Genomic DNA, 23,764 nt, shown 5'->3' with positions numbered 1-23,764 from the left:
AAGCATGGGTGGTCGAGCAAGAAAGCTCTCGATTATCACCGATCGGGCCTGTCGACGCAAGCCGCGGACGGATCAAGAAATGGGGGACGTGTTATTCGGCGCCCCCTGCCCGGCCGCTTGCGGCGCATCCGCAACGCCAATCGGCTGGGGACGGCTGACGAGGCTGACCATCACGTAGCTGATGATCATGAGCAGGAACCAAGAGCCCAGCTTGGCGATGGACACCATCTGCCAGACGTGGGCCTGGTTGGGATAGCGCCAGGCGTTGGCAAAGGTGCCGATGTTCTCGGCAAACCAGATGAACAGCGCCACCAGCACGAAGCCCAGCAACAGCGGCATGCGCCGGTAATCGCGCCAGATGCGGAAATACACCCAGGTGCGCGCGAACAGCACCGCCGTCAGCCCGAACAAGGCCAGGCGAAAATCGGGGATGAAATGGTGCGAGAAGAAATTCACGTAGATCAGCACCGACAGCACGACCGTCGCGGTCAACGGCGGATGCGCCCGGAAGCGGAAGTCGAACAGGCGCCAGACGCGCGCCAGGTAACTGCCGACCGCCGCGTACATGAATCCGGTGAACAGCGGCACCCCGCCGATGCGCAGCACGCTGGCCTCGGGGTAGATCCAGGACCCCGCCGCTGTCTTGAACAGCTCCATGCCGGTGCCGACCACATGGAACATGAGGATGACCTTGGCCTCGCTCCAGGTTTCCATGCGCAGCGCCAGCAGCGCGGCCTGGATGCCCAGCGCGGCAAGCGTCAGGAAATCGTAGCGGGCAAGCCAGGCGTCCTGCGGATACCACCAGTGCGTGGCCAGCAGCAAGGCGCACATCAGCCCGCCGAACAGACAGGCCCAGGCCTGCTTCACGCCGAAGCGGAAGAACTCATAAAGCGCCAGCCCGAAACGGCCGCGGCCGGCCAGGTGTCCGGCCAGCCGCGCTTCCCGATCCGCCAGTCTCGCGATGAGCGGCCAGTCGGTGGCCGCCGGATGACTCACGGAAGGCTCAGCCTTCCACCACGGCGTAAGCCGAGTGGTTGTGGATCGATTCGAAGTTCTCGGCTTCGACGCGGTAGCGCGCGATGCCGGGGTGGGCGTTCAGGCGAGCCGCCACGTCGCGCACCAGGTCTTCGACGAACTTGGGGTTGTCGTAGGCGCGTTCGGTGACGTATTTCTCGTCGGGGCGCTTGAGCAGGCCCCAGAGTTCACACGAGCCTTCGTCTTCGATCAGGCGGATGACGCCGTCCATGCTGATGTCGGATTCCAGGATGGCCGAAACCGTGACGTGCGAACGCTGGTTGTGCGCGCCGTACTCGGAAATGGCCTTGGAACACGGGCACAGGCTGGTCACGGGCACCTGCACCACCAGCTCGAACTCGACCTGGTCGCCCTGGGCGCGGGCGATCCACTGGACTTCGTAGTCCAGCAGGCTTTGCACGCCGGAGATCGGGGCGGACTTGTTGATGAAGTACGGGAAAGCGGCCGTGATGTCGCCGCGTTCGGCGTGCAGCAGCGGCAGCATGTCGGCGGCCATGGCGCGGAACAGCGTCGGCGTCATGGGGGTGCTGCGGTACTTTTCGAGCAGGGCCACGAAGCGGGACATATGCGTCCCTTTTTCTTCGGGGGGCAGCGCCACCGTCAGGGTCCAGTTGGCCACGGTGCCCTGGGGCGACCCGTCGGCGTTCTCGATGAGCATGGGGTGGCGCACGCCACGGATGCCCACGCGCTGGATCGGGATGTGCCGCGTATCCGCCGAGCTCTGGACGTCGGGCATCACGATGGCGGGGTCGATCGGAGAATTCATGTCGGCTTACCTGTCTGGGCGACGAGCGTGGCGTAAGCACGCAGACCCAGGAATCTTTAAGAGGGGGCCATTATCGCCCAAAGTCCAACGAGCGCCAGGGAAAACCCTTTCATTCGTAGGCCGACGGGGCCGGAACACACTGTTTCGCCAGGCGGGCCAAATACGACGCTGGCCCGCCCGCCAGCGGTCAGCCCAACAGCGCGGCGTAGCGGGTGCGGACCGATTGCTCGATGCCGGCGGCATCCAGGCCGATACCGGCCAGGAGCGCCAGCTGGTCGCCGTGGTCGATGAATTCGTCCGGAAAGCCCAGTTGCAGGACGGGAATCAGCACGCCTTCGGCGCTGAGCACTTCCAGCACGGCGCTGCCGGCCCCGCCCATGACGGAGGCGTCTTCGATCGTGACCAGCGCGTCGTGGCGGCTGGCCAGATCCAGGATCAGGGCGCGGTCGATGGGTTTGACAAAGCGCATGTCGGCCACGGTGGCGTCCAGTTTTTCGGCTGCGGCCAGCGCGGGTTGCACCAGGGTGCCGAAGCCCAGGATGGCGATCTTGCGGCCTTCGCGTCGCACCACGCCGCGGCCGATCTCGACCGTATCCAGGCCGGGCGCTTCGACGGCACCACACCCCGCGCCGCGCGGATAACGCACCGACGCCGGGCCCGGATACTGATAACAGGTGGACAGCAGCAGGCGGGTCTCGGCCTCGTCGGACGGGGTCGCGACCACCATGTTGGGCACGCAGCGCAGGAAGGCCGTGTCGTAGTTGCCCGCATGGGTGGCGCCGTCGGCGCCGACGATGCCGGCGCGATCAAGCGCGAAGGTGACGTCCAGGTTCTGCAAGGCCACGTCGTGGATGAACTGATCGTAGCCGCGCTGCATGAACGTGGAATAGATGGCCACCACCGGCTTTTGCGCTTCGCAGGCGATGCCGGCGGCGAAGGTCACGGCGTGCTGCTCGGCGATGCCGACATCGAAGTAGCGCAAGGGAAAGCGCTTTTCGAATTCGACCAGGCCGCTGCCCTCGCGCATGGCGGGGGTGACGGCGACCAGGCGGGAATCCTGCTCGGCCATGTCGCACAGCCAGGTGCCGAACACCTGGGTGAAAGTGCGCTTGCCCGGCGCCTTCGATTGCTGGATGCCCACGGCGGGGTCGAACTTGCCCGGGCCGTGATACAGCACCGGATCGGCTTCGGCCAGCTTGTAGCCCTGCCCTTTCTTGGTGACCACGTGCAGGAACTGCAGGCCTTGCAGCGCCTTCAGGTTCTGCAACGTGGGGACCAGCGCATCCAGGTCGTGGCCGTCGATGGGCCCGACGTAGTTGAAGCCGAATTCCTCGAACAGCGTGGCCGGCGTGACCATGCCCTTGGCGTGCTCTTCGAAGCGTCGCGCCAGCTCCAGCACCGGCGGCACGTGCTGCAGCACGGCGCGGCCGACGTTCTTGGCGGCGGCGTAGAAACGGCCGGACATCAGGCGGGCCAGGTAGCGGTTCAGCGCCCCCACCGGCGGCGAGATCGACATGTCGTTGTCGTTCAGGATCACCAGCAGGTTGATGTTGGGCGTGACGCCGGCGTTGTTCATGGCCTCGAAGGCCATGCCCGCCGACATCGCGCCATCGCCGATGACGGCGATGTGCTGGCGTTGCACGCCCGCGTTGCGCGAGGCCACCGCCATGCCCAGCGCGGCCGAGATCGAGGTGGACGAGTGCGCGGTGCCGAAGGCGTCGTACTCGGATTCGCTGCGCTTGGGAAAGCCCGAAATGCCGCCCTGCTGGCGCAGCTTGGCCATGCCGGCGCGGCGGCCGGTCAGGATCTTGTGCGGGTAGGACTGGTGGCCCACGTCCCAGACGATGCGATCATGCGGCGTATCGAAGACCTGGTGCAGCGCCAGCGTGAGTTCCACGGTGCCCAGGTTCGACGACAGATGGCCGCCGGTCTTGGAGACCGACTCCAGCACGAAGCCGCGCAACTCGTCGGCCAGCCGCTTGAGCTCGCGACGATCCAGGCGCTTGAGGTCTGCCGGGGATTGAATGCGGTCCAGTAAATCTGTCGTCATGCTTGTATGGGGTTCGTTTGCCCGGCCTGCAGTCAGCCCGGACGGGTCACGGTTCAGCGATCTCGAAGGACGATGAAATCTGCCAGCTGGGCCAGGCGCATGCCGGCGTCACCCAGCGGTTCAAGCGCGGCCAACGCGGTTTCGCGCAGTTCGCCGGCGAAAACACGGGCCTCGTCCAGGCCCAGCAGCGACACGTAGGTGGGCTTGTTTTCGGCGGCGTCCTTGCCCGGGGTCTTGCCCAGGCTGGCGGAATCGGCAGTGACGTCGAGAATGTCGTCCACCACCTGGAAGGCCAGGCCCATCGCTTGCGCGTAGACATCCAGCGCCTGACGCGAAGCCGAGCTGGCGCCCGCCACGATGCCGCCCAGCGCCACGCTGCACGCCAGCAAGGCGCCGGTCTTCATGCCGTGCATCATTTGCAGTTCGTCGCGCGACAGCGCCCGGCCGACACTGAACAGGTCGATGGCTTGCCCGCCGGCCATGCCCTGGCTGCCTGCCGCGCGCGCCAGCGACTGGGTCGCCTGCACGATCAGGGCAGGCGCGATCGGCATGGACGCCAGCAGGTCGAAGGCGAGCGGCTGCAGCGCATCGCCGGCCAGCATGGCGGTGGCTTCGTCGAATTGCACATGGGTGGTGGGGCGGCCGCGGCGCAGGACGTCGTCATCCATGCAGGGCAGGTCGTCGTGCACCAGGGAATAGGCGTGGATCAGTTCGACCGCGGCTGCGGCGCGATCCAGCGAGGCCTCGACGGCCAGCACGCTGCCGCTGACCGGGCAGGCCTGGCCTGCGGCGTAGACCAGCGCAGCACGCACCCGCTTGCCGCCACCGAGGACGGCGTAGCGCATGGCTTCATGCAGGCGGGCAGGCGTGGCGTCGACGGGCGGCAGCAGATCGTCGAGCACATCTTCGATGTGCCGCACACGGCCTTGCAACCACTCGGGGAAAGCGAGTTGAGTTTGCTTCATCCGATTCTTATTCGTCATCCAGCGCCGCCGGGTCCAGGGGGCGCAGCAAATCGCCTTCCAGGACCTTTACCTGCTGTTCGGCCTGGGCCAAGCGGTCCTGGCAGACCCGCGTCAGCTCAACGCCGCGCCGATAGGCGGCCAGCGATTGCTCAAGCGGCAACGAGCCGTCTTCCATGGCCGCGACCAGCGATTCCAGTTCGGCCAGCGCCGTTTCGAAATCCTGGGGCAAGGGACGGTCGCCGGTCTGCGGATCAGCTTGTGTGGGTTTGGCCAAACGGGTCTCCGAGGGCGCTAGGGGTGGATCAATCCGTGAATTGTACGAGATACCAGGACCACGCCCCGATGCGCCACTTTGCTCAGTCGGACGAGCCCGCGAGCCCCGCGATGGCGGCCCGCAGTGCCGGCGCCACCTGCGTGCGCAGGCCGGCTTCGGGCAACAGGCCCGCGGGGCCGCCACAGCTCATGACGAATACCCCTTCGCCCGTGACGGACGTGAACGGGACCGCCACCGCATTGATGCCGGACTGCCATTCGCCGATGGCGAAGCAGCAGCCGGTGTCGGCCAGCTCGGCGCGTGCGCGTTCGATCGCCGCCGCCGCGGGCGCAGCCGCGCCCAGACGGTCCAGCACCTCGGCGCAGGCGGCGGGTGGCAGGCTGGCCAGGTAGGCCCGGCCCATGGCGCTGTCCAGGCTGGCGCGGTAGCCCACCGGCAGGCGCAGGTACAGCGCGGACGAGCCGTGGATGGCCTCGACGTAGGTCATGGCGTCGCCGTCGAACGCGCCCAGCGCCACCGCGCCGCCGGTTTCCCGCGCCAGGTCGGTCATCGACGCCTTGGCCAGCTCGCGCACTTCCAGCCCGGCCAAGAGGCCAAAGCCCAGCGCCAGCACGCCATAGCCCGGCGAATACTTGCCGGTGTCCGGGTGGTAGCGCAGGTAGCCCAGCTCGGTGAGGGTGTAGGTGATGCGGCTGATGGTGGGCTTGGGCAGGCCGGTCAGGCGGGCCAGGTCCAGATTGCCCAGCGCGGCCACGCCGGGCCGAAAGCAACGCAGGACTTCCAGCCCGCGCGCCAGCGCGGTGATGAAGTCGGGCGACACCGGCCCCTCGCCCACGGCGCCGGCCCGCTTGCGGCGGGCGGGGGCGCTCAGCTCCAGCTTCTGGTCTGGCTTGGCGGCGGGATGGGGGATGCGCTTGGGGTCAGAAAAAGATTGCATTTCTATTCGCTTCGTTTTTATAGTTTATTTCGAATGCCAAAACTAAATTCCAATATACGGAATATTAAACGTGATTTCAAGGGGAAAACATGATTCGCAAACGCTACAAATTCCTGGCCGCCCTGCTGCTCGGCGTGGCCGCCCTGGGCGGCGCCCAGGCCGACACCTATCCGTCGCGCCCCATCAAGGTGGTGTCGCCCTTCCCGGCCGGCGGCGCCACGGACGTGCTGACCCGCGTGCTGGCCGAACGCATGGCCAAGACGCTGGGCCAGCCGATGATCGTCGAGAACAAGGCCGGTGCGGGCACCTCGATCGGCGCGGCCTTCGTCTCGCGTGAAGCGCCGGATGGCTACACCATCCTGATGGCCACCAATTCCACCCTGGTGACCAACCGCTATCTGTATAAGGAACTGCCCTACGATCCCGACGGCTTTGCGCCGATCGGCATGGTGGGCATCGGCCCGCTGGTGCTGCTGTCCAGCCCCAAGCGGCCGTTCAACAGCACCCAGGACATCGTGGCCTACGCCAGGCAGAACCCGGGCAAGCTGACCTTCGCCACGTTCGGTGCCGGCACCTCGTCGCACCTGGCCGGCGAACTGTTCAAGCAACGCGCGGGTATCGACATCCTGCACGTGCCGTTCAAGGGCGCGACCCAGGCGCTGCCCGCCCTGATCAGCGGCGACGTGGACCTGTTCTTCGACATGGTCGCCACCGGCATGCCGCAGGCCGAGGCCGGCAAGGTCAAGGTGTTCGGCATCACCAGCCCCACCCGCCTGGCCACCGAACCCAATCTGGCAACGCTGGCCGAACAGGGCTACCCCGCGTTCGACATGACCGCCTGGTTCAGTTTCGTGGCGCCCAAGGGCACGCCCGCGCCGGTGCTGGACAAGTTGCAGACGGCGCTGACCGAGACGCTGAAGGACGAGGCGGTGCGCAAGCGCCTGCTGGACATGGGCATCGACCCGCGCTCCGGCACCGCAGCCGAGCTGGACAAGCAGGTCAAGACCGAACAGCCCATCGTGTCGCAATTGATCAAGCACGCCAACATCGTGCTGCAGTAAGTCTAGCGGCACTCCGTCACGCGGCAACAAGACTGCCCGCGCGGTTTCCTGAAAAAACAGGCCCTAACGCCTGGATACAGAACCCGCGCCGCCCCGGCTGCTAAGGTGAAAAACGAAGGCGGGCGCCCCGCCCGCCCCCGTTACACCGACGCCCGGGAGCCCGATGCCACAGACCGATGCCCGCTACGCCCGACTGGATGCCGCCCGTTGGCTGGCCGCCGCCGCGGTGGTGCTGCTGCACAGCGCCGCCCTGATCGTCAGCGACCCCTCGGCCTACGGCCACGGCGCCTGGCTGGCCGCCAATCTGTATGACTCGGCGGCCCGCTGGTGCGTGCCGGTGTTCGTGATGGTCAGCGGCGCGCTGCTGCTGGACCCGTCCAAGCCGCAGGATGCGCGCCGGTTCTACACCCGGCGCATGGCGCGGATCTGCGCGCCGCTGGTGTTCTGGACCCTCTTCTACCTGCTGTGGCGCACGGGCCTGGACTGGTGGGACGACGGCCGCGTGGACGTTTCGTTCTGGCCCCGCAAGGTCGCCCAGGGCGAGCCCTACTACCACCTCTGGTACCTCTACATGATCGTGGGCCTGTACCTGTTCGCGCCCCTGGTGCGCGCGCTGTACGTGCGCAGCACGCCGCAATCGCGGTCGTTGTGGGTGGTGGGCATCCTGGGGCTGGCCATCCTGGAAGCGTTGTACCGCCGCGCATTGGGCGCCCAGCCGGGCTTTTTCCTGACCTGGTTCCTGCCCTACCTGGGCTACTTCGTGGCGGGGCGCCAGATCTTCGATGGCGAAATGCGCATCCCGCGCCCCGCATGGGTGCTGGCCGCCAGCGTGGCCGCCACCGCCCTGGGCGTGCACGTGATGTCCAACGGCCATACGCTGGACACCTACTTCTACGACTACTTCAGCCTGACCGTGCCGTTCATGTCGCTGGCCGCGTTTCAATGGATCGTGTCGTCGCCCCGGCTGCCGCGGCTGGCCGCGCTGGCGCCGCTGACCTTCGGCGTGTATCTCATCCACCCGGTGTTCCTGGACCTGGCGCATCGCGCCGGTGCCTTCGGCGGCGGACGCAACGACGCCTGGGCCGTTCCCCTGCTGACCCTGGCCGTCTTCGGATTGTCGGCGGCCAGCAGCTGGCTGATGAGACGCCATCCGGCCACGCGCAGGCTGGTCTGAAAAACCTACGCGGCGAAGGGTTAATCGGCGGGCTGAACGGCGGGTTGATCGGCTTTTGCGCCAAGTCAAATCGGGGTGCCCCGATCTTCACCAAGCTTCACCGATCTTCACGGGCGTGGGGAAAAGGGTTGGGGTACAATTTGCGGCCCCAAGCTCAAGCCGTACTGGCTTTTCATCGCCGGGCCGCCCCGAGAACGACGCCCCCGGTGAGGGGCACTCAGCCCACAGACCTGCGGCGCTTTGGGGGAAATATTCATCCGAGCGGAGGGAATCATGACCGACATCGGTCGGATGGCACATGTTGTGCCAGCTCGCACCCAGCTACCCGTCAGTGCTTATTTTGACGAAGCCCTCTTTGCCCGCGAGCAAGAACTCATTTTCAAGCAATCCTCGCAGTACGTCGGCCACCAGAAGCTGGTGCCGGACGTCGGGGATTGGCGTACGTTGGCGCAGGAAAGCGGAGGGCGCGTGCTGGTTCGCAACCAGCAAGGCGTTGAACTCATCTCAAATGTCTGCCGCCACCGCCAGGCATTGATGCTGGGCGGCCAGGCCGGCGACGTGACGGGCACCTGCAATTCGCACGGCAACCTGAAGGCCACGGGCGGCAACATCGTCTGCCCGCTGCACCGCTGGACGTACAACAACCAGGGTGAGTTGCTGGGCGCGCCGCAGTTCGACACGACGCCCTGCATGAACCTGCAGAAGTTCCGCCTGCGCGATTGCCACGGCCTGCTGTTCGAAGGCCCGCGCGATCCGGCCGCCGACATGGCGCCGCTGTTCTCGCGGCCCGAGTTCGATTTCGGCGACTACGTGCTGGACCACGTCGAAGTGCACCAGTGCAACTACAACTGGAAGACCTTCATCGAGGTCTACCTCGAGGACTACCACGTCGGCCCGTTCCATCCGGGCCTGGGCCGCTTCGTCACGTGCGACGACCTGACCTGGGAGTTCAACGACTGGTACAGCCTGCAGAAGGTCGGCGTGCACAACGCGCTGGCCCAGCCGGGTTCCGATGTGTACAAGCAATGGCACGACCGCCTGCTGTCGTTCCGCGAGGGTGACGCCCCGGATTTCGGCGCGGTCTGGGTCACGTATTTCCCGACCCACATGATCGAGCTCTATCCGCACGTGCTGGTGCTGTCGACGCTCTACCCCAAGAGCCCGCAGGAAACCGTGAACGTGGTCGAGTTCTACTACCCCGAGGAAATCGCCGCCTTCGAGCGCGAATTCGTCGAGGCGCAGCGCGCGGCCTACATGGAAACGGCCATCGAAGACGACGAGATCGCCGAACGCATGGACGCCGGCCGCAAGGCCCTGATGCTGCGCGGCGTGAACGAGACCGGTCCCTACCAGTCGCCGATGGAAGACGGCATGCAGCACTTTCACGAGTGGTATCGCCGCATCATGCAGGAACGGCTGTAAAGCCCCCTTCATGACAAAAGGCCTTGCGATCGCAAGGCCTTTTTCTTTTGCTGCGGGCGCCCGCACACGATCAGCCGGCCGCCGCGTCAGCGCCCCAGCACGCCCGCCACGGTACGCTCGCCGATGGCCAGGCCCACCGTCATGCCCACGCCCGAATGCATCACCGCCACCGTCGTGGCCGTATCCACCGGCAGCACCGAGAACGGCGCCGGGCCGTGCGTGCCGTACACGCCCTGCCAACGCTCCAGCACCCGCAGCCGCGCGCCCAGCGCCTGCGACGCCAGGTCCAGCATGGCGTCGTCGATGGCCTCGTCGTTGAACGGCAACGCGTCCTGGCCGTAGCGATGCGAGTCGCCGATGATCAGTTCGCCATGCGGCGTGGGGCTGATCAGCAGATGGATGCCGTTTTCCAGCAGCATGGGGCTGCGCGCCTGGATCACGTCGCGCAGCGCCAGCGCCGACGGCAGGTCGGAAAACGCACCATAGTGCACGCAGGACAGGCCCGTCAGCAGAGGCCGGTCCAACGCCATGGGACGCGTCTCGAACGCGGCGCGCAGCATCTGCAGGCGCGTCACTTCCAGGTTCAGCGGCGCAAAGTGCTCGGGCAACAGCGTCAGGTAGTCGTGCCCCGGGCAGACGAATACGTGCGAGCCCGCGAAGTCGCCCGCGGTGGTCGCAACCTGCCCTTGTTCGACGGCGCGCGCCAGCGTGCCAGTGATGAATTGCACGCCCAGCGATTCGGCCAGGTAGCGGGTGATGGCGGGCAGCGCTTCGCGCGAATAGATCTGCAGGTCGTCCTGGCCATACAGCGCGGCGCAGTGATGCGCCAACTGGCCGTCGTACAGCTTGGCCACTTCGCGGGCCGACAACAGTTCGGCGCGATAGCCTTCCTGGCGCAGCCGGGTCTGGGCGAATTCGTCCAGCACCTCGGCTTCGTCGGCGTTGCGGGCCAACACCAGCGCGCCGTTGGCGCGAACGTGGAACTGCGCCTTGTCGGCCAGTTCCAGCCACAGCTCGCGCGCCTGCTGGGCGTGCGACAACATCATGCCCGGCGCCTGGCCGGTCACGATGACCTGGCCGAAGTTGCGGATGGTAGCGCCGTGCGCCTGGCGGCTGCGCTCGATCACGGCCACGGACAGGCCGCGCTTGGCGGCCGCCCAGGCATGCGCGATGCCGAGCATGCCCGCGCCGACCACGATTACGTCGAATTTTTTCATCTGAATGGCAATGCGAGAAGACTGGCGGGGGAAGCGCCCGCGGGCGCTTCCCGGCTTGCGGCCCGAAGGCTTACTTCTTCTTGGGCTCGGACTTGCCGTCGTAGCGGCGGGTCCACTCGGCGATGATGCGTTCGCGATTGGTGGCGGCCCAGACGAAGTCGTTCTTGATCATGCGCTTGGTCAGGTCGGCCGGCAGGTTGGGATTGGACGTGGCGATCGAGGGAATCGCGAGCACGGCGAAGTTGGCCTTGTACAGCTCGTTGGCTTCGCGGCTGGCCGAGAAGTCAGCCAGCTTGCGCGCGGCTTCCAGGTTCTTGGTGCCCTTGACGATGGCGGTCGCTTCGACTTCCCAGCCCAGGCCTTCGGACGGGAACACGGCTTCGACCGGCGCGCCATCGGCCTTCAGCTTGGCGGCGCGGTAGTCAAACGACACGCCGATCGGGAATTCGCCGGCGGCTGCCATGTTGCAAGGCTTCGAACCCGAGTGCGTGTACGAACCGATGTTCTTGTGCAGGGCGTCCATGTAGGCCCAGCCCTTCTCTTCACCGAAGATCTGCAGCCACGCGCTGACGTCCAGGAAACCCGTGCCCGACGAGGCCGGGTTCGGCATGACGATCTTGCCGGCGTAGACCGGCTTGGTCAGGTCTTGCCACGAGGTGGGCTTGGGCAGCTTCTGCTTTTCGGCTTCGACGGTGTTAAAGCAGATGGCGGCGGCAAAGCCGTCCATGCCGACCCAGGTGGGCTCGGCCTTGGCATCGCGCATGTTGGCGGCGATCTGGTCCAGGCCCTTGGGGGCGTAGGGCTGCAGCATGCCTTCCTTGTCCATCAGGCCCAGCGAGGTGCCGGCCAGGCCCCAGATGACGTCGGCCTTGGGGTTGTTCTTCTCGGCCAGCAGCTTGGCGGTGATGATGCCGGTGGAATCACGGACCCACTGGATCTTGATGTCGGGATTGGCCTTTTCGAAGGCAGCCTGGTAGACCTTGATCTGGTCCGCTTCCAGCGCCGTATAGACGGTCAGCGAGGTTTCGGCGGACGCGGCGCCCATCGTGCCCATCAGGGCGGCGGACAGTGCAAGCAGCTTGAAGCGATTCATGAGGAAACTCCGTGGGTGAGCGGAAAAAAGCGTGAGTCGGGGCGCCACGGCGGGCGCATGCCTGCCGCGGTGCAGTGCGAAAAAGGGTTCAACGGTCGTTCGGTGGCGGCCTCAGGGACGCTGCCCCGCCGCCAGGCGGGTCTCGATATCGGCGATGACGCCGGGCAGGTCTGCCACGGTGTCGATCAGGTAATGCGGCGCGGCAGGGGCCAGTTCCTGGCTGGCGCGATCGCGCGCCTGCTGGCGGCCGGCGTCATCCAGGCTCAGGTATTCGTCCAGCGTCAGGCCGGCGGCGTTGCCGGACAGCAGCAGGCCGACCGTCCACATGCCGGCGCGGCGGCCTTCTTCGATGCCGGGGGCGGTGTCGTCGACCTTGATGCAGCCGGCGACGTCGGACAGGCCCAGTTCCACCACGTTCTTGAGCGCCATGGCGGGCGCCGGACGGGCGCGCGGCACGTCGTCGCTGGCGACGATGCAATCGGGTTCCAGGCCTTCGCTGGCGGCGCGTTCCACCACACGGCGCATCACGCTGCCGGGGTAGCCCGAGCACGAGCCGATTCTCAGGCCGCGCTGGCGCAGCGCGCGCAGCAGCTCGGCGGCGCCGGGGATGGCAGCCGAGTATTGCGCCACCTTGTCCAGTTGCATCGGCAGGAAGCGTTCGTAGATGGCGGTCACGTCGTCATCGGTGGGCAGGCGGCCGAACTGGGCCTGGTACTGCCGGGCGATGGCGGGCTCGTCGCACAGGGCGCGGATGTGGTCCCACTTGCCCACGCCCATCGGGCCGCGGGCCTGTTCCAGCGTCACGTCCATGCTGAACTGCGCGAAGGCATCCACGAACACCTTGGTGGGCGCGAAGGAACCGAAGTCCACCAGCGTGCCGGCCCAGTCGAAAATCACCGCTTCCAGGCGGACGGGCAAGGGCGAAACAGTCATGAGGGTCTTCCTTCAGAAGTATTCAATCAAAGGGCGGCGGGACGGCGCCAGGCCTGGCTGCGCGCCACCAGGGCGCGGCTGGCCAGGTGCAGCGCCAGCGCCGCGACCGCCGAGCTGGCCATGATCACCGTGCACATGGCGGCGGCCGGACCGATGAAGCCGGCGTCATCCATGTTCAGCACCGCAACGGCGGCCAGCACCGTGTTCGGGCTGTACAGGAACACCACGGCCGACACGGTGGTCATGGCCGAGACGAACAGGTAGCGCGCCACATCCAGCGCGGCCGGCAGGCACATCGGCAGCGTCACGCGCACGAAGGTGGTCAGACGCGGCACTTTCAGCGAGGCGGACGCGGCTTCGAATTCCGGGTCCAGCGCGTTCAAGGCGGTCGCGGCCGTGAGGTGGGCGCTGGTGTAGAAGTGCACCACTGTGCACAGCACCAGCAGCGGCATGGTGCCGTACAGCAGGTTCAGCGGATTGGCGGGGCTGTTGAAGAAGAAGATGTAGCCCAGGCCCAGCACCAGGCCCGGCACGGCCATCGGCATCAGCGCCAGCATGCCGACCGTGCCGCGCAGCCCGCGCGCCACCGTGCCGCGGGCCGGCACCTTTTCCATCATCCAGGCGCCCAGGAACACCACCACAGTACCCAGCACGGCCGTGCAGAACGCCAGTTCCAGGCTGTTGCGCCAGGCCAGCCAGCCCCCGCCGTCCATATTGTCGAAATCGTACGAACGCAGCGACATCGACAGGTTGTACGGCCACATCTTCACGAACGAGGCCCACACGGCCACGCCGATGATCAACAGCAGGAAACCCGCCATCACGCCGGCCAGCAGCAGGAAGGCCGCGTCACGACGGCGGTTGACGCCCGCCGCGTAGGGCTGGGCGCGGCCGCTCATCTGGGCGCCCTGGCGGGCACGCAGGCGGCGGTCCAGCACGAAGGTCAGCACGGCGGGCAAGAGCAGCAGGATGCCGATGGCGGCGCCCTTGGGGAAGTTCAACTGGCCGACCACGGCCTTGTAGGCTTCCATCGCCAGCACGTTGTAGTCGCCGCCCACCACCTTGGGCACGCCGAAATCGGTGACGGTCAGCGTGAACACGACGCAGCAGGCCGAGAACACGGCATAGCGGGTGCCAGGCAGCGTCACCGTCATGAAGGTGCGCAGCGAGCCCGCGCCCATGGCGCGCGCCGCGTCGTACAGACGGCCGTCGGCCAGCGCCAGGCCGGTCAACAGGATCATCAGGGCATGCGGAAAGGTGTAGAAGACCTCGCCGGCCACGATGCCCCAGAAGCCATAGATGGTGGCGCCACCGAACAGGCCCTTGAGCAGGCCCTGGTTGCCCAGCAGGTACACCAGCGCAATGCCGGGCAGCAGCGACGGCGCCAGCAGCGGCAACAGCGCAATGGTGCGCAGGAGGCCCTTGCCGGGAATGCGGCTGCGGGTCAGCGCGTAGGCGAAGGCGTAGGCGCACGGCACCACCAGCATCATGGTGACCGCGCCTACGGTCAGGCTGCGCCCGACCATGGCGAGAAAGCCATCGGCGCCGATGATGCCCAGCACCACCGACATGCCGGCCCAGTCGCCATTGCCGTCGGTCACGGACTTGACCAGGATGGCCGCCAGCGGCAGGGCCAGGAACAGCAGCAGGAACAGCGCCAGGGCGGCCTGCCCCAGCGTCAGGCCCAAGCGGCCGATCCAGCCCGGCAGGGGCCGGCGGCCCAGTGGCGCAGCGACGGGCACGGCGGGGGCGGCGGCGGGCGCGGGCACGGCGGGCGCGCTGGCCGGCACCGCGGAATCAAGCGTAGGCGCGAATCGCATGGCGCGGCAGCTCCACCCAGCAACGGCTGGCAGCGTGAGGGCCCAGCAAGGCGTCTCCGGTTTCGGGGGATACGATCGAATGCACCGTGGCGCCGGGCACGCCTTCCAGGCGCAGCGCCAGGCGGTAGCCGCGGCCCAGGAACACGCCGTCCAGCACGTCGGCCAGCATGGTATTGGGTTCTTCGGGACGCGCCACGCTCACGCGCACGGCTTCGGGGCGCACGAACAGCTTGCCCACGTTGCGCTCCAGCGCCTCGTCCACCGCCAGTTCCTGGCGGCCAACCCGGGCGCGGTGCGCATCGATGCGTTCGAACGGCAACCAGTTGGCTTCGCCGACGAAATCGGCGATGAAGGCCGACCCCGGCTGGCGATACAGTTCGCGCGGCGTGCCGAACTGCTCGATGACGCCGCCATTCATGACCGCGATGCGGTCGGCCATCACCATGGCCTCTTCCTGGTCGTGCGTCACCATCAGGGTGGTGATCGACAGGCGCTTTTGCAGCGCGCGCAATTCAATGCGCAGGTGCTCGCGCACCCGGGCATCCAGCGCCGACATCGGCTCGTCCAGCAACAACAGGGACGGCGACGGCGCCAGCGCGCGGGCCAGGGCCACGCGCTGCTGCTGGCCGCCGGAAATCTGCCCCGGATATTTATGCGAGGCGCCGGCCAGCCCGACCAGCGTCAGCATTTCCTCGACCCGGTCGGCCACGTGCTTGCGATGGGCGCGCTTGCCGCTCAGGCCATAAGCCACGTTCTGGGCGACGGTCAGGTTGGGAAACAGCGCGTACGACTGGAACAGGATGCCGTAGTCGCGCTCCTGCGGCTCGGCGTGGGAAATATCACGGCCGGACAGCAGGATCTTGCCGCTGTCCTGGCGTTCCAGCCCGGCAATGGCGCGCAGCAAAGTGGTCTTGCCGCAGCCGGAGGGCCCCAGCAGGCACACCAGCTCGCCCGCCCGAATATCCAGGGACACATCGGACAGCGCCGTGTGGGCGCCAAACCGCTTGACCAGGTTGCTGACCGACAGGAAGCCCCCGCGCTGCGCTCCGCTCTGGGGCGAAGCGCCCGTCGGAATCGTGTCTGTATCGCGTTGGGGCTGTAGGGGCATGGTGCCTCCGGTCTGGGAACGAAGGCAGTATGGAAGCCGCGTATTGAGTGTTTATGACACTTCGCGCAAATGCAGTAATAAAAACATCAAATTATTTTGGTGTACTGGCGGTCTTGCGCATTGCGTCCATTACCAGGCCCCACAACACCGTGCTCGTCGCCGAACTGAAATCCTTCTATGCCGTGGCTCGCTGCGGCACCGTCACCAAGGCCGCCGCCCAGCTGGGCGTGAGCCAGCCCACGGTGACGGGGCAACTGCGCCAGTTGGAATCGCGCTATGGCGTCGAACTGTTCCACCGCCAGGGCCGCGGCATGCGCCTGTCGGACGCCGGGCACAGCCTGATGCCCATGGTGGAAAAGCTGGTACAGCAGGAAACCGAGATCGATTTCCGGCTGCGCGACGCCAGCGACCTGCGCGAAGGCAACCTGCGAGTCGGCGCCACCGGCCCCTTCTACATCATGGATACGGTGCGGCGCTACAACCAGCGCTACCCGGGCATCGACCTGACGGTGACCATCGGCAATTCGCAAAGCATGCTGCAGGCGCTGCACGACTATCGCATCGAGATTGCCACGTCGTCATTTCTGATGGATGACAAGCATCTGTACCGCCGCCTGATCGCGGCGGACCCGATCCGCGTGGTCACCCACCGTGACCACCCGCTGGCCCGGCGCGGCCAGGTGGCGCTGGCGGACCTGGCCGACCACGCGCTGCTGCTGCGCGAGCCTGGCTCGATGACCCGCCAATTGACGGAAGACGCCCTGCAGGCCGCCGGCGTCAGCGTCAAGCGCACGCTGGAAATCGGCAGCCGCGAATCGATCCGCCAGGCGATCCTGTGCGAACTGGGCATCAGCCTGATCCCGTCGCGTGAAATTCCCTCGCATCCCGATCTGGTCGCGCTGGACATCCAGGGCGCGGACATCGTGATGCATGAATACCTGTACTGCCTGCGCGAGCGCCAACCGGTGCAGCTTATCGCGCGCTTTCTGGAGATGGCGCCGGCAGCCGGCTGATCCACGGATCACTGCCCGCCTCTTCCCCTTGCGGCCACTCAGGAGACAAACATGGCCTTGACCTTGCAGGACATCGAGCAGCTTTTCCTGGAACGCGGGCACCGTTCCTATCATGGCGAATCCGTCAGTCATCTGCGGCATGCGCTGCAGACCGCGGCGCTGGCCGAACGCAACGGCGCCAACGCGCCGTTGATCACGGCCTGTCTGTTGCACGACCTGGGCCACCTGATCGCCGACCACCCCGACACTCCCACCCTGCGCGGCATCGACGACAAGCACCAGTATTTCGTGCTGCCATTCCTGCGCGGGCTGTTCAGTTCGGCGGTGCTCGACCCGATCCGGCTGCACGTGGAGGCCAAACGCTACCTCTGCTACGTGGAGCCGCAGTATGAAGCGTCGCTGTCGCAGGATTCGAAGCGCAGCCTGGCGCTACAAGGGGGCAGCTTCGATGCGGGCCAGGCGGTGGATTTCGCCAGCATGCCGGGCGCGCCGGATGCGATTCGGCTGAGGCGCTGGGACGACATGGCCAAGGTGCCCGGCCTGGCCACGCCGCCGCTGGACCACTTCCTGGAGATCGCCGAAAGCGTCTCGGGCCGGGTCAAGCTGGCGGCGGTCTGGTAAGACGAAAGGCGCTTATTCGCCCTTGGCCACCGGCCGGGACGGATCGCTGCACCATTCGCTCCAGGACCCCGGGTACAGGCGCGAACCGGACAGGCCGGCGATTTCCATCGACAGCAGGTTGTGGCAGGCGGTGATGCCCGAGCCGCACTGGTGCACGATGGCCTTGGGATCGCGGCCGTCCAGCAAGGCCGTGAATTCCTCGCGCAGCACGGCCGCGTCCTTGAAGCGGCCGTCGGCCTGCAGGTTCTGGCCGTTCGGGCGGTTCAAGGCGCCCGGAATGTGGCCGGCCACCGGGTCCATGGGCTCGACCTCGCCGCGGTAGCGGTTGGCCGCACGCGCATCGATCACGGTAAAGGCGGGCTGGGCGATGTTGTCCAGCACGGCTTTCGCGTCGACGCTGCCCACGAGCGGGGCACCCGGCGCCACCGGCGCGCCCGCCTGCACGGCCGGCGCGGGCTCGGTCGCGGTGGACAGGCCGGCGGCCACCCAGGCCTGCCAGCCGCCGTCCAGCACCGCGACCTGGTCGTGGCCCAGCCAGCGCAGCATCCACCACAGGTGCGCGGCGTACATGCCGCCGCTGGCGTCGTAGGCCACCACCAGGGTCTGCGGCGTCACGCCGTGCGCGGCCATCAGTGCGCCGAATTGGGCGCGGTCGGGCAGCGGATGACGGCCGTTCTTGCCGGTACGCGCCGCGGCCAGTTCGGTTTCGTGGTCCAGGTAGCGGGCGCCGGGAACGTGGCCGGCGGCATAGGCCTCGCGGCCGGCGGCGTGGTTGATCAGGTCGTGGCGCACGTCGAACACGCGCACGTCCGCGGCGCCAAGGCGCGCGGCCAGGTCGGCTGCGGAAATCAGGGTCGTCGTCATCAGGCAGGCTCCTTTCGCTTCATCGGGTTCGCGGCGTCAGGCCGGCTTGGGGTCGCGCATGGTGCGCCAGACCGACAGCAGGCCCGCCGAAATGATCAGGCCCATGCCGGCCCAGGCCAGGCCATCCAGGGTGTCACCCCAGAAGCCCATGCCGATCAAGGCCGCGAAGATAATCGTGCTGTATTGCAGGGCGGCGGTCAGCAGCGCCGACCCCATGCCGAACGCGCGGGTCATGGCGAGTTGGCCGAACAGCCCTGCCACCCCCACGCCCAGCAACGATGCGTAGCCGGTCCAGTCGGCGTGGCCCCAGCCCTCGAAGCCCAGGCCGGCGAAGCTGGACGCGCAGACCGCCACCGAGAAGAACAGGACCGTGCGCCATTCGGGTTCGCCGATGCGTCCCAGTTGGCGGATCTGCATCATGGCGATGGCGGACATGGCGCCTGCGCCCAGGCCCAGCAAGGCGGCCAGCCACTGGTCTTCGTTGATGCTGGGACGCAGCACGGCTATCACGCCCAGGAAGCCCAGCGCCACGGCGGCGATGCGCACCGGGTCGCGCTGCGCCCCACCCCACCCCAGCATCCAGCAGGCAATGAACAGCGGTGCCGTGTAGTTCAGGCTGGTGGCGGTGGCCAGCGGCAGGTGGGCAATGGCGAAAAAGCCCAGCCACATCGAGGTGACGCCGGACAGGTTGCGCCAGATGTGCAGCTTCCAGCTGGTGGGAACGATGGATTGGCGGCCGGCGCGGGCCCAGAGCAGCAGCAGGATCACCGACGGCAGGCCCCGGAACAGCACCACCTGCGGCAGCGACGCGCCATGCTCGGTGCCCAGTTTCACGAACGAGCCCATGACGGCGAACATGGCGGACGCCAGCAACATCCAAAGTGCCTGCATGGGGGGATTGCGCTCAGGTGAAAGTGAGGGGGAATAAGGGAAAGCGATACTATACTCTCCGTCACCGGACGCGGCGCCGCCAGTCGGGGAACTGGCGCGGCGCCGCACAGTCAAAGCCGGGGTATTTCCCGCTCGCAGAGGAACAAAAAAACATGAAACGCATTGTCCTGTTCGTCATCACCAACCTGGCCGTCATGCTCGTGCTGTCGGCCACGCTACGCATCCTGGGTGTAGACCGCTACATCACGGCCAACGGCCTGAACCTGAACGCCCTGTTGATCTTCTCGGTGGTCGTCGGCTTCACCGGCGCGATCATCTCGCTCCTGATCAGCAAGCCCATGGCCAAATGGAGCACCGGCGCCCAGGTGCTGGATCCGAACGCCCCGCGCAACCAGCGCGAAGCCTGGCTGCTCGATACCGTCCACCAACTGGCCGACCGCGCCGGCATCGGCCGTCCCGAAGTCGCCATCTACGACGGCGCGCCCAACGCCTTCGCCACTGGCGCCTTCAAGAACGACTCGCTGGTCGCCGTGTCCACCGGCCTGCTCGAAAGCATGAGCGAAGAAGAAGTCGCCGCCGTGCTGGCCCACGAAGTGGCTCACATCGCCAACGGCGACATGGTCACCCTGACCCTGATCCAGGGCGTGGTCAACACCTTCGTCGTGTTCCTGGCCCGGGTCGTCGGCTACTTCATCGACCGCGTCGTGTTCAAGAACGAACGCGGCATCGGCCCCGGCTACTACGTCACGGTGCTGGTCTGTGAGATCATTTTCGGCATCCTGGCCTCGATCATCGTGGCCTGGTTCTCGCGCCAGCGCGAATACCGTGCCGACGCCGGCTCGGCCCACCTGATGGGCGCCCGCGAACCCATGATCCGCGCCCTGGCCCGCCTGGGCGGCCTGGAACCGGGCGAGCTGCCCAAGTCGTTCGAAGCCTCCGGCATCACCGGCAAGGGCGGCCTGGCGGCCATGTTCGCCTCGCACCCGCCGATCCCGGCCCGCATCGCCGCCCTGCAGAACGCCCGCGTGATCTGATCGCTGCCCCCCCGGGGCCGTGGCAGCCGCCACGACCCCGGGCATGAAAAATGGCCCCTTGAGCGATCAAGGGGCCATTTTGTCTGGCGTGCGTGGCATCAGCACTCGACGATGTTCACCGCCAGGCCGCCGCGCGCCGTTTCCTTGTACTTGGTCTTCATGTCGGCGCCGGTTTCGCGCATGGTCTTGATGACCGAATCCAGCGACACATAGTGCTGGCCGTCGCCGCGCAGCGCCATGCGGGCCGCGTTGACCGCCTTGATGGACGCCATGGCATTGCGCTCGATACAGGGAATCTGCACCAGGCCGCCCACCGGGTCGCAGGTCAGGCCCAGGTTGTGCTCCATGCCGATCTCGGCGGCGTTCTCGACCTGCTCGACCGAGCCGCCCAGCGCAGCCGCCAGGCCTCCCGCCGCCATCGAACACGCCACGCCGACTTCGCCCTGGCAGCCGACCTCGGCGCCCGACAGCGACGCGTTGTACTTGTACAGCAGGCCCACGGCCGCCGCGGTCAGCAGGAAATCGCGCACGCCTTCGCGGTTGGAGCCGGGGACAAAGCGGTCGTAGTAGTGCAGCACCGCCGGGATGATGCCCGCCGCGCCGTTGGTGGGCGCCGTGACCACCCGGCCGCCTGCGGCGTTTTCCTCGTTGACCGCCATGGCGTACAGATTGACCCAGTCCATCACCGACAGCGGGTCGGACAGCGTGCGCTCGGCGCGCTGGGTCAGGTTGCGGTACAGCTCGGGGGCGCGGCGGCGCACCCGCAGCGGACCGGGCAATTCGCCGTCCGCCTCGGGGTAATTGATGCCACAGCCGCGCGAGACACAGTCCTGCATGACCTGCCAGATGCGGTCCAGGCCGCCTGAAATCTCGCCGGCGTCGCGCCAGGTGAGTTCGTTCTGCATCATCAGCTGCGCCACCGACAGGCCGCTTTCGCGGCACATGCCCAGCAGCTCGCGGCCGGTGCGAAACGGATACGGCAACTGGTCGTGCGCCGCGATGACCTGGCTGTTGGACGCGCCCGCCGTCACCACGAAGCCCCCGCCCACCGACAGGTAGCGGGCCTCGCGCAGCGATTCGCCGTTGGCGTCGAAGGCGTGGAATTTCATGCCGTTGGGGTGCTCGGCCATGGCTTCGCGGCGGTAGAACATCATGTGTTCCTTTTCCACGAACGGCACCGGGTAATGGCCCAGCAGCGGCAACTGGCGGCTGGCGCGCACCGACGCGATCATGCCGGCGATGGCCGCCGGGTCGACCGTGTCGGGGGCCTCGCCCATCAGGCCGAGCAGCACCCCCTTGTCGGTGCCGTGGCCCTTGCCCGTGGCGCCCAGCGAGCCGTAAAGCTCGGCGCGCACATTGGCCACCTGCGGCAACAGGCCGTCGCGTTCCAGGCCCTGCGCGAACAGCAAGGCGGCCCGCATGGGGCCGACCGTATGGGAACTGGACGGGCCTATGCCTATTTTGAACAGATCGAATACGGAAACGGCCACCAGAACTCCCATGCATCCACGAATGATCCGGCAATGATACGCGTAAGCCCCGGCCGCGCGCAGCAAAGCCCTGCGGGGCGTATGCTGTATTGCAGGGACGGGTTTCCCCACCCGCCCCGGCATGCGATCATTACAGAATTATTTCTTGTCATAAAAAGAATGGAACGACTCCAGGATGTCCGGACTTATCACCCTGCTTGACTTCGCCGGCTACGTCGCCCTGCTGCTTTGGGGCGTGCACATGGTCCAGACAGGCGTGCAGCGCGCCTTCGGCGCCGCCCTGGGCGCCGCATTGGGCCGGGCCCTGGGCACCCGCCTGCGGGCCTTTGCCGCCGGCCTGGGCATCACCGCCGCCCTCCAGAGCAGCACCGCCACCGGCTTGATGATCACCGGCTTCGCCGCCGGCGGCGTCGTCGGCCTGGTCCCCGCCCTGGCCGCCATGCTGGGTGCCAACGTCGGCACCACGCTCATCGTCCAGCTGCTGTCGTTCGACCTGACCTCGCTGGCCCCCATTTTGATCCTGGCCGGCGTATGGATGTTCCGCCGCTACCCGCCGGGACGCACCCGCGACCTGGGCCGCGTCTTCATCGGCCTGGGCCTGCTGCTGCTGTCCCTGCACCAGCTGGTCGAACTGTTCGAACCCTTCCAGACCGCCCCCATGCTGGGCATGGTCCTGGACGCCCTCGCCACCCAGCCCGTCGCCGCCGTGCTGCTGTCGGCCGCCTTCACCTGGGCCGCCCACTCCAGCGTGGCCGTCGTGGTGCTGGTCATGTCGCTGGCCAGCCACCACATGGTCGCCCCCCACGTCGCCTTCGCCCTGGTGCTGGGCGCCAACCTGGGCACCGCCATCAACCCCATGATCGAAGGCGTCACCGGCGACGACCCCGCCGCCCGCCGCCTGCCCCTGGGCAACCTGCTGACCCGCGTGCTGGGCGTCCTGGCCGGCCTGGTGCTGCTGCCCTGGCTGCAACCGCTGATGAGCGACCTGTCCAGCGACCCGGCCCGTGCCGTCGCCAACTTCCACACGCTCTTCAACGCCGTCATCGCCGTGGCGTTCCTGCCGCTTCTGGCTCCCTACGCCGCGCTGCTCACCCGCTGGCTGCCCAAACGCGCCGACCCCAACGACCCGGCCCGCCCCCAATACCTGGACGAATGGGCCCACGACGTCCCCGCCGTCGCCCTCGGCAACGCCGCCCGCGAAGCCCTGCGCATGGCCGACATGCTGCAGACCCTGCTGCTGTACGCCCGCGCCGGCTTCAAACGCGACAACCGCCACCGCATGGTCCAGGCCCGCCAGCTCGACGGCGCCCTCGACAAGCTCGAAAACGCCATCACCACCTACCTGGCCACCCTGGACCAGGAAAACATGACGCGCGACGACCTGCAGCGCATGGATGACATCCTGGCCTTCATCAGCAACATCGGCCACGCGGGCGACATCGCCCACCACGGCCTGCTCAGCCACATCGCCAAGCTGCGCAAGCAGGGCTGGTCCTTCTCGCCCGAACAACGCGCCAGCCTGGACGACACGCTGGGCGAACTGATCTCCAACCAACGCCAGGCCGCCGCCCTCTTCGTCAACGACGACCTGCGCCAGGCCCGCGCCCTGGCGGGCGAAAAAGCCCGTTTCCGCACCATCGAAACCCAGGCCGCCGACACCCACCTGCAAAAAATCAAGTCCGGCCAGGTAGACGCCGCCGAAGTCGGCGCGCTCTACCTCGACATCCTGCGCGACATGAAGGGCATCAACTCCCACCTGGTAGGCGCCGCCGCCTACCCCCTGCTCGCCCGCCACGGCGAACTCCTCCCCAGCCGCCTGCGCGAATCGGAGAGTTGACAGCCCCCACGCCGCGCGCTTCGCGCTTGCTGCCCCCCGAGCAACTGTGTTTCCAGTCAAGCAGCCTGAAGGTGCAATTGGCTGTTCCATGGTTGCTGGGAGCGGGCCATGGCGTTCAGGATTCGTAGCAGCTTGTGCGAGCAAGCGACCAGAGCGACC

21 protein-coding genes are annotated in these 23,764 nt (G+C 67.2%); 7 read left to right on the top strand and 14 right to left on the bottom strand.

The window, feature by feature from the left end:
* Nucleotides 1-72: 72 nt before the first annotated feature.
* The 6 genes from AC6LJ2_RS09420 to AC6LJ2_RS09395 all read right to left on the bottom strand — a co-directional run bounded on the left by AC6LJ2_RS09420 (nt 73) and on the right by AC6LJ2_RS09395 (nt 6,027).
* Nucleotides 73-996, bottom strand: a complete 924-nt coding sequence (locus tag AC6LJ2_RS09420) for a DUF817 domain-containing protein (protein WP_498151238.1) — start codon at nt 994-996, stop codon at nt 73-75.
* 7 nt (nt 997-1,003) lie between these two features.
* Entirely contained in the window at nt 1,004-1,801 is a 798-nt protein-coding gene (gene folE2 / locus AC6LJ2_RS09415; protein WP_006393713.1) for a GTP cyclohydrolase FolE2, read from the bottom strand.
* Nucleotides 1,802-1,988: 187 nt separating this feature from the next.
* Nucleotides 1,989-3,851 (bottom strand): 1-deoxy-D-xylulose-5-phosphate synthase, encoded by a 1,863-nt coding sequence (gene dxs, locus AC6LJ2_RS09410; protein ID WP_263915006.1) that lies wholly within the window; start codon nt 3,849-3,851, stop codon nt 1,989-1,991.
* A gap of 53 nt (nt 3,852-3,904) precedes the next feature.
* The gene (locus AC6LJ2_RS09405) at nt 3,905-4,816 is read right to left on the bottom strand and encodes a polyprenyl synthetase family protein (protein ID WP_445658501.1); all 912 of its coding nucleotides are present in this window, start codon (nt 4,814-4,816) and stop codon (nt 3,905-3,907) included.
* A gap of 7 nt (nt 4,817-4,823) precedes the next feature.
* Entirely contained in the window at nt 4,824-5,090 is a 267-nt protein-coding gene (locus AC6LJ2_RS09400; protein ID WP_183003973.1) for an exodeoxyribonuclease VII small subunit, read from the bottom strand.
* An 82-nt stretch (nt 5,091-5,172) separates the two neighbouring features.
* Nucleotides 5,173-6,027: an IclR family transcriptional regulator gene (locus tag AC6LJ2_RS09395; RefSeq protein WP_263915004.1), complete on the bottom strand. Its 855-nt coding sequence runs from the start codon at nt 6,025-6,027 to the stop codon at nt 5,173-5,175.
* Between the two features lie 89 nt (nt 6,028-6,116).
* Here AC6LJ2_RS09395 and AC6LJ2_RS09390 point away from each other — a divergent pair, with 89 nt between their 5' ends.
* The 3 genes from AC6LJ2_RS09390 (at nt 6,117) to AC6LJ2_RS09380 (ending at nt 9,684) form a co-directional block, all read left to right on the top strand.
* Nucleotides 6,117-7,088, top strand: a complete 972-nt coding sequence (locus AC6LJ2_RS09390) for a Bug family tripartite tricarboxylate transporter substrate binding protein (RefSeq protein ID WP_263915003.1) — start codon at nt 6,117-6,119, stop codon at nt 7,086-7,088.
* A gap of 163 nt (nt 7,089-7,251) precedes the next feature.
* Nucleotides 7,252-8,262, top strand: coding sequence for an acyltransferase family protein (locus tag AC6LJ2_RS09385; protein WP_263915002.1), 1,011 nt, complete (start codon nt 7,252-7,254; stop codon nt 8,260-8,262).
* Between the two features lie 273 nt (nt 8,263-8,535).
* Nucleotides 8,536-9,684: an aromatic ring-hydroxylating oxygenase subunit alpha gene (locus AC6LJ2_RS09380; protein ID WP_263915001.1), complete on the top strand. Its 1,149-nt coding sequence runs from the start codon at nt 8,536-8,538 to the stop codon at nt 9,682-9,684.
* An 86-nt stretch (nt 9,685-9,770) separates the two neighbouring features.
* Here the strand turns inward: AC6LJ2_RS09380 and AC6LJ2_RS09375 are convergent, their stop codons facing one another.
* From AC6LJ2_RS09375 to AC6LJ2_RS09355, 5 genes are all read right to left on the bottom strand, one after another.
* Nucleotides 9,771-10,901, bottom strand: a complete 1,131-nt coding sequence (locus AC6LJ2_RS09375; RefSeq protein ID WP_445658498.1) for a TIGR03364 family FAD-dependent oxidoreductase — start codon at nt 10,899-10,901, stop codon at nt 9,771-9,773.
* 70 nt (nt 10,902-10,971) lie between these two features.
* Nucleotides 10,972-11,994, bottom strand: coding sequence for a putative 2-aminoethylphosphonate ABC transporter substrate-binding protein (locus AC6LJ2_RS09370; protein WP_445658497.1), 1,023 nt, complete (start codon nt 11,992-11,994; stop codon nt 10,972-10,974).
* A gap of 111 nt (nt 11,995-12,105) precedes the next feature.
* A complete protein-coding gene (phnX, locus tag AC6LJ2_RS09365; protein ID WP_263914998.1) occupies nt 12,106-12,927 on the bottom strand; it encodes a phosphonoacetaldehyde hydrolase in 822 nt (273 codons plus the stop codon).
* Between the two features lie 26 nt (nt 12,928-12,953).
* Nucleotides 12,954-14,747 carry a putative 2-aminoethylphosphonate ABC transporter permease subunit gene (locus tag AC6LJ2_RS09360; RefSeq protein WP_263914997.1) on the bottom strand — a complete coding sequence of 598 codons (1,794 nt, stop codon included), beginning with the start codon at nt 14,745-14,747 and terminating at the stop codon, nt 12,954-12,956.
* Nucleotides 14,725-15,855 carry a putative 2-aminoethylphosphonate ABC transporter ATP-binding protein gene (locus tag AC6LJ2_RS09355; RefSeq protein WP_263914996.1) on the bottom strand — a complete coding sequence of 377 codons (1,131 nt, stop codon included), beginning with the start codon at nt 15,853-15,855 and terminating at the stop codon, nt 14,725-14,727. The genes AC6LJ2_RS09360 and AC6LJ2_RS09355 overlap by 23 nt, the downstream gene beginning before the upstream one ends.
* Nucleotides 15,856-16,004: 149 nt before the next feature.
* Here AC6LJ2_RS09355 and AC6LJ2_RS09350 point away from each other — a divergent pair, with 149 nt between their 5' ends.
* Nucleotides 16,005-16,868, top strand: a complete 864-nt coding sequence (locus AC6LJ2_RS09350; protein ID WP_025140246.1) for a LysR family transcriptional regulator — start codon at nt 16,005-16,007, stop codon at nt 16,866-16,868.
* Nucleotides 16,869-16,919: 51 nt separating this feature from the next.
* Nucleotides 16,920-17,489: a phosphonate degradation HD-domain oxygenase gene (locus AC6LJ2_RS09345; RefSeq protein WP_199168544.1), complete on the top strand. Its 570-nt coding sequence runs from the start codon at nt 16,920-16,922 to the stop codon at nt 17,487-17,489.
* A 12-nt stretch (nt 17,490-17,501) separates the two neighbouring features.
* Here the strand turns inward: AC6LJ2_RS09345 and AC6LJ2_RS09340 are convergent, their stop codons facing one another.
* Together AC6LJ2_RS09340 and AC6LJ2_RS09335 are read right to left on the bottom strand one after the other, a co-directional pair.
* On the bottom strand, nt 17,502-18,353 hold the full coding sequence (locus tag AC6LJ2_RS09340; protein WP_498151237.1) for a sulfurtransferase: 852 nt from the start codon (nt 18,351-18,353) through the stop codon (nt 17,502-17,504).
* Between the two features lie 36 nt (nt 18,354-18,389).
* Entirely contained in the window at nt 18,390-19,244 is an 855-nt protein-coding gene (locus AC6LJ2_RS09335; protein WP_263914994.1) for a DMT family transporter, read from the bottom strand.
* Nucleotides 19,245-19,396: 152 nt separating this feature from the next.
* Here AC6LJ2_RS09335 and htpX point away from each other — a divergent pair, with 152 nt between their 5' ends.
* Complete coding sequence (htpX, locus tag AC6LJ2_RS09330; RefSeq protein ID WP_263914993.1) at nt 19,397-20,278, top strand: protease HtpX; 882 nt, start codon at nt 19,397-19,399, stop codon at nt 20,276-20,278.
* A gap of 98 nt (nt 20,279-20,376) precedes the next feature.
* Here htpX and AC6LJ2_RS09325 read toward each other — a convergent pair whose 3' ends face one another.
* Complete coding sequence (locus tag AC6LJ2_RS09325) at nt 20,377-21,768, bottom strand: L-serine ammonia-lyase (protein WP_263914992.1); 1,392 nt, start codon at nt 21,766-21,768, stop codon at nt 20,377-20,379.
* Between the two features lie 175 nt (nt 21,769-21,943).
* On the opposite strand from AC6LJ2_RS09325, the gene AC6LJ2_RS09320 reads away from it, so the two are divergent.
* Complete coding sequence (locus AC6LJ2_RS09320; RefSeq protein ID WP_498151236.1) at nt 21,944-23,605, top strand: Na/Pi cotransporter family protein; 1,662 nt, start codon at nt 21,944-21,946, stop codon at nt 23,603-23,605.
* The last annotated feature ends 159 nt before the right edge of the window (nt 23,606-23,764 follow it).

The organism is Achromobacter sp. 1014246743 (assembly GCF_059760725.1).
The sequence above is the reverse complement of the archived record's forward strand: the minus strand, read 5'-3'. Positions and strand labels throughout refer to the sequence as shown.

Bases quoted from the DNA above. Each gene is read 5' to 3' on its own strand.
- folE2 (WP_006393713.1), bottom strand. From the start codon at position 1,801: ATGAATTCTCCGATCGACCCCGCCATCGTGATGCCCGACGTCCAGAGC.
- dxs (WP_263915006.1), bottom strand. From the start codon at position 3,851: ATGACGACAGATTTACTGGACCGCATTCAATCCCCGGCAGACCTCAAG.
- AC6LJ2_RS09405 (WP_445658501.1), bottom strand. From the start codon at position 4,816: ATGAAGCAAACTCAACTCGCTTTCCCCGAGTGGTTGCAAGGCCGTGTG.
- AC6LJ2_RS09395 (WP_263915004.1), bottom strand. From the start codon at position 6,027: ATGCAATCTTTTTCTGACCCCAAGCGCATCCCCCATCCCGCCGCCAAG.
- AC6LJ2_RS09390 (WP_263915003.1), top strand. From the start codon at position 6,117: ATGATTCGCAAACGCTACAAATTCCTGGCCGCCCTGCTGCTCGGCGTG.
- AC6LJ2_RS09385 (WP_263915002.1), top strand. From the start codon at position 7,252: ATGCCACAGACCGATGCCCGCTACGCCCGACTGGATGCCGCCCGTTGG.
- AC6LJ2_RS09380 (WP_263915001.1), top strand. From the start codon at position 8,536: ATGACCGACATCGGTCGGATGGCACATGTTGTGCCAGCTCGCACCCAG.
- AC6LJ2_RS09375 (WP_445658498.1), bottom strand. From the start codon at position 10,901: ATGAAAAAATTCGACGTAATCGTGGTCGGCGCGGGCATGCTCGGCATC.
- AC6LJ2_RS09370 (WP_445658497.1), bottom strand. From the start codon at position 11,994: ATGAATCGCTTCAAGCTGCTTGCACTGTCCGCCGCCCTGATGGGCACG.
- phnX (WP_263914998.1), bottom strand. From the start codon at position 12,927: ATGACTGTTTCGCCCTTGCCCGTCCGCCTGGAAGCGGTGATTTTCGAC.
- AC6LJ2_RS09360 (WP_263914997.1), bottom strand. From the start codon at position 14,747: ATGCGATTCGCGCCTACGCTTGATTCCGCGGTGCCGGCCAGCGCGCCC.
- AC6LJ2_RS09355 (WP_263914996.1), bottom strand. From the start codon at position 15,855: ATGCCCCTACAGCCCCAACGCGATACAGACACGATTCCGACGGGCGCT.
- AC6LJ2_RS09345 (WP_199168544.1), top strand. From the start codon at position 16,920: ATGGCCTTGACCTTGCAGGACATCGAGCAGCTTTTCCTGGAACGCGGG.
- AC6LJ2_RS09340 (WP_498151237.1), bottom strand. From the start codon at position 18,353: ATGACGACGACCCTGATTTCCGCAGCCGACCTGGCCGCGCGCCTTGGC.
- AC6LJ2_RS09335 (WP_263914994.1), bottom strand. From the start codon at position 19,244: ATGCAGGCACTTTGGATGTTGCTGGCGTCCGCCATGTTCGCCGTCATG.
- htpX (WP_263914993.1), top strand. From the start codon at position 19,397: ATGAAACGCATTGTCCTGTTCGTCATCACCAACCTGGCCGTCATGCTC.
- AC6LJ2_RS09320 (WP_498151236.1), top strand. From the start codon at position 21,944: ATGTCCGGACTTATCACCCTGCTTGACTTCGCCGGCTACGTCGCCCTG.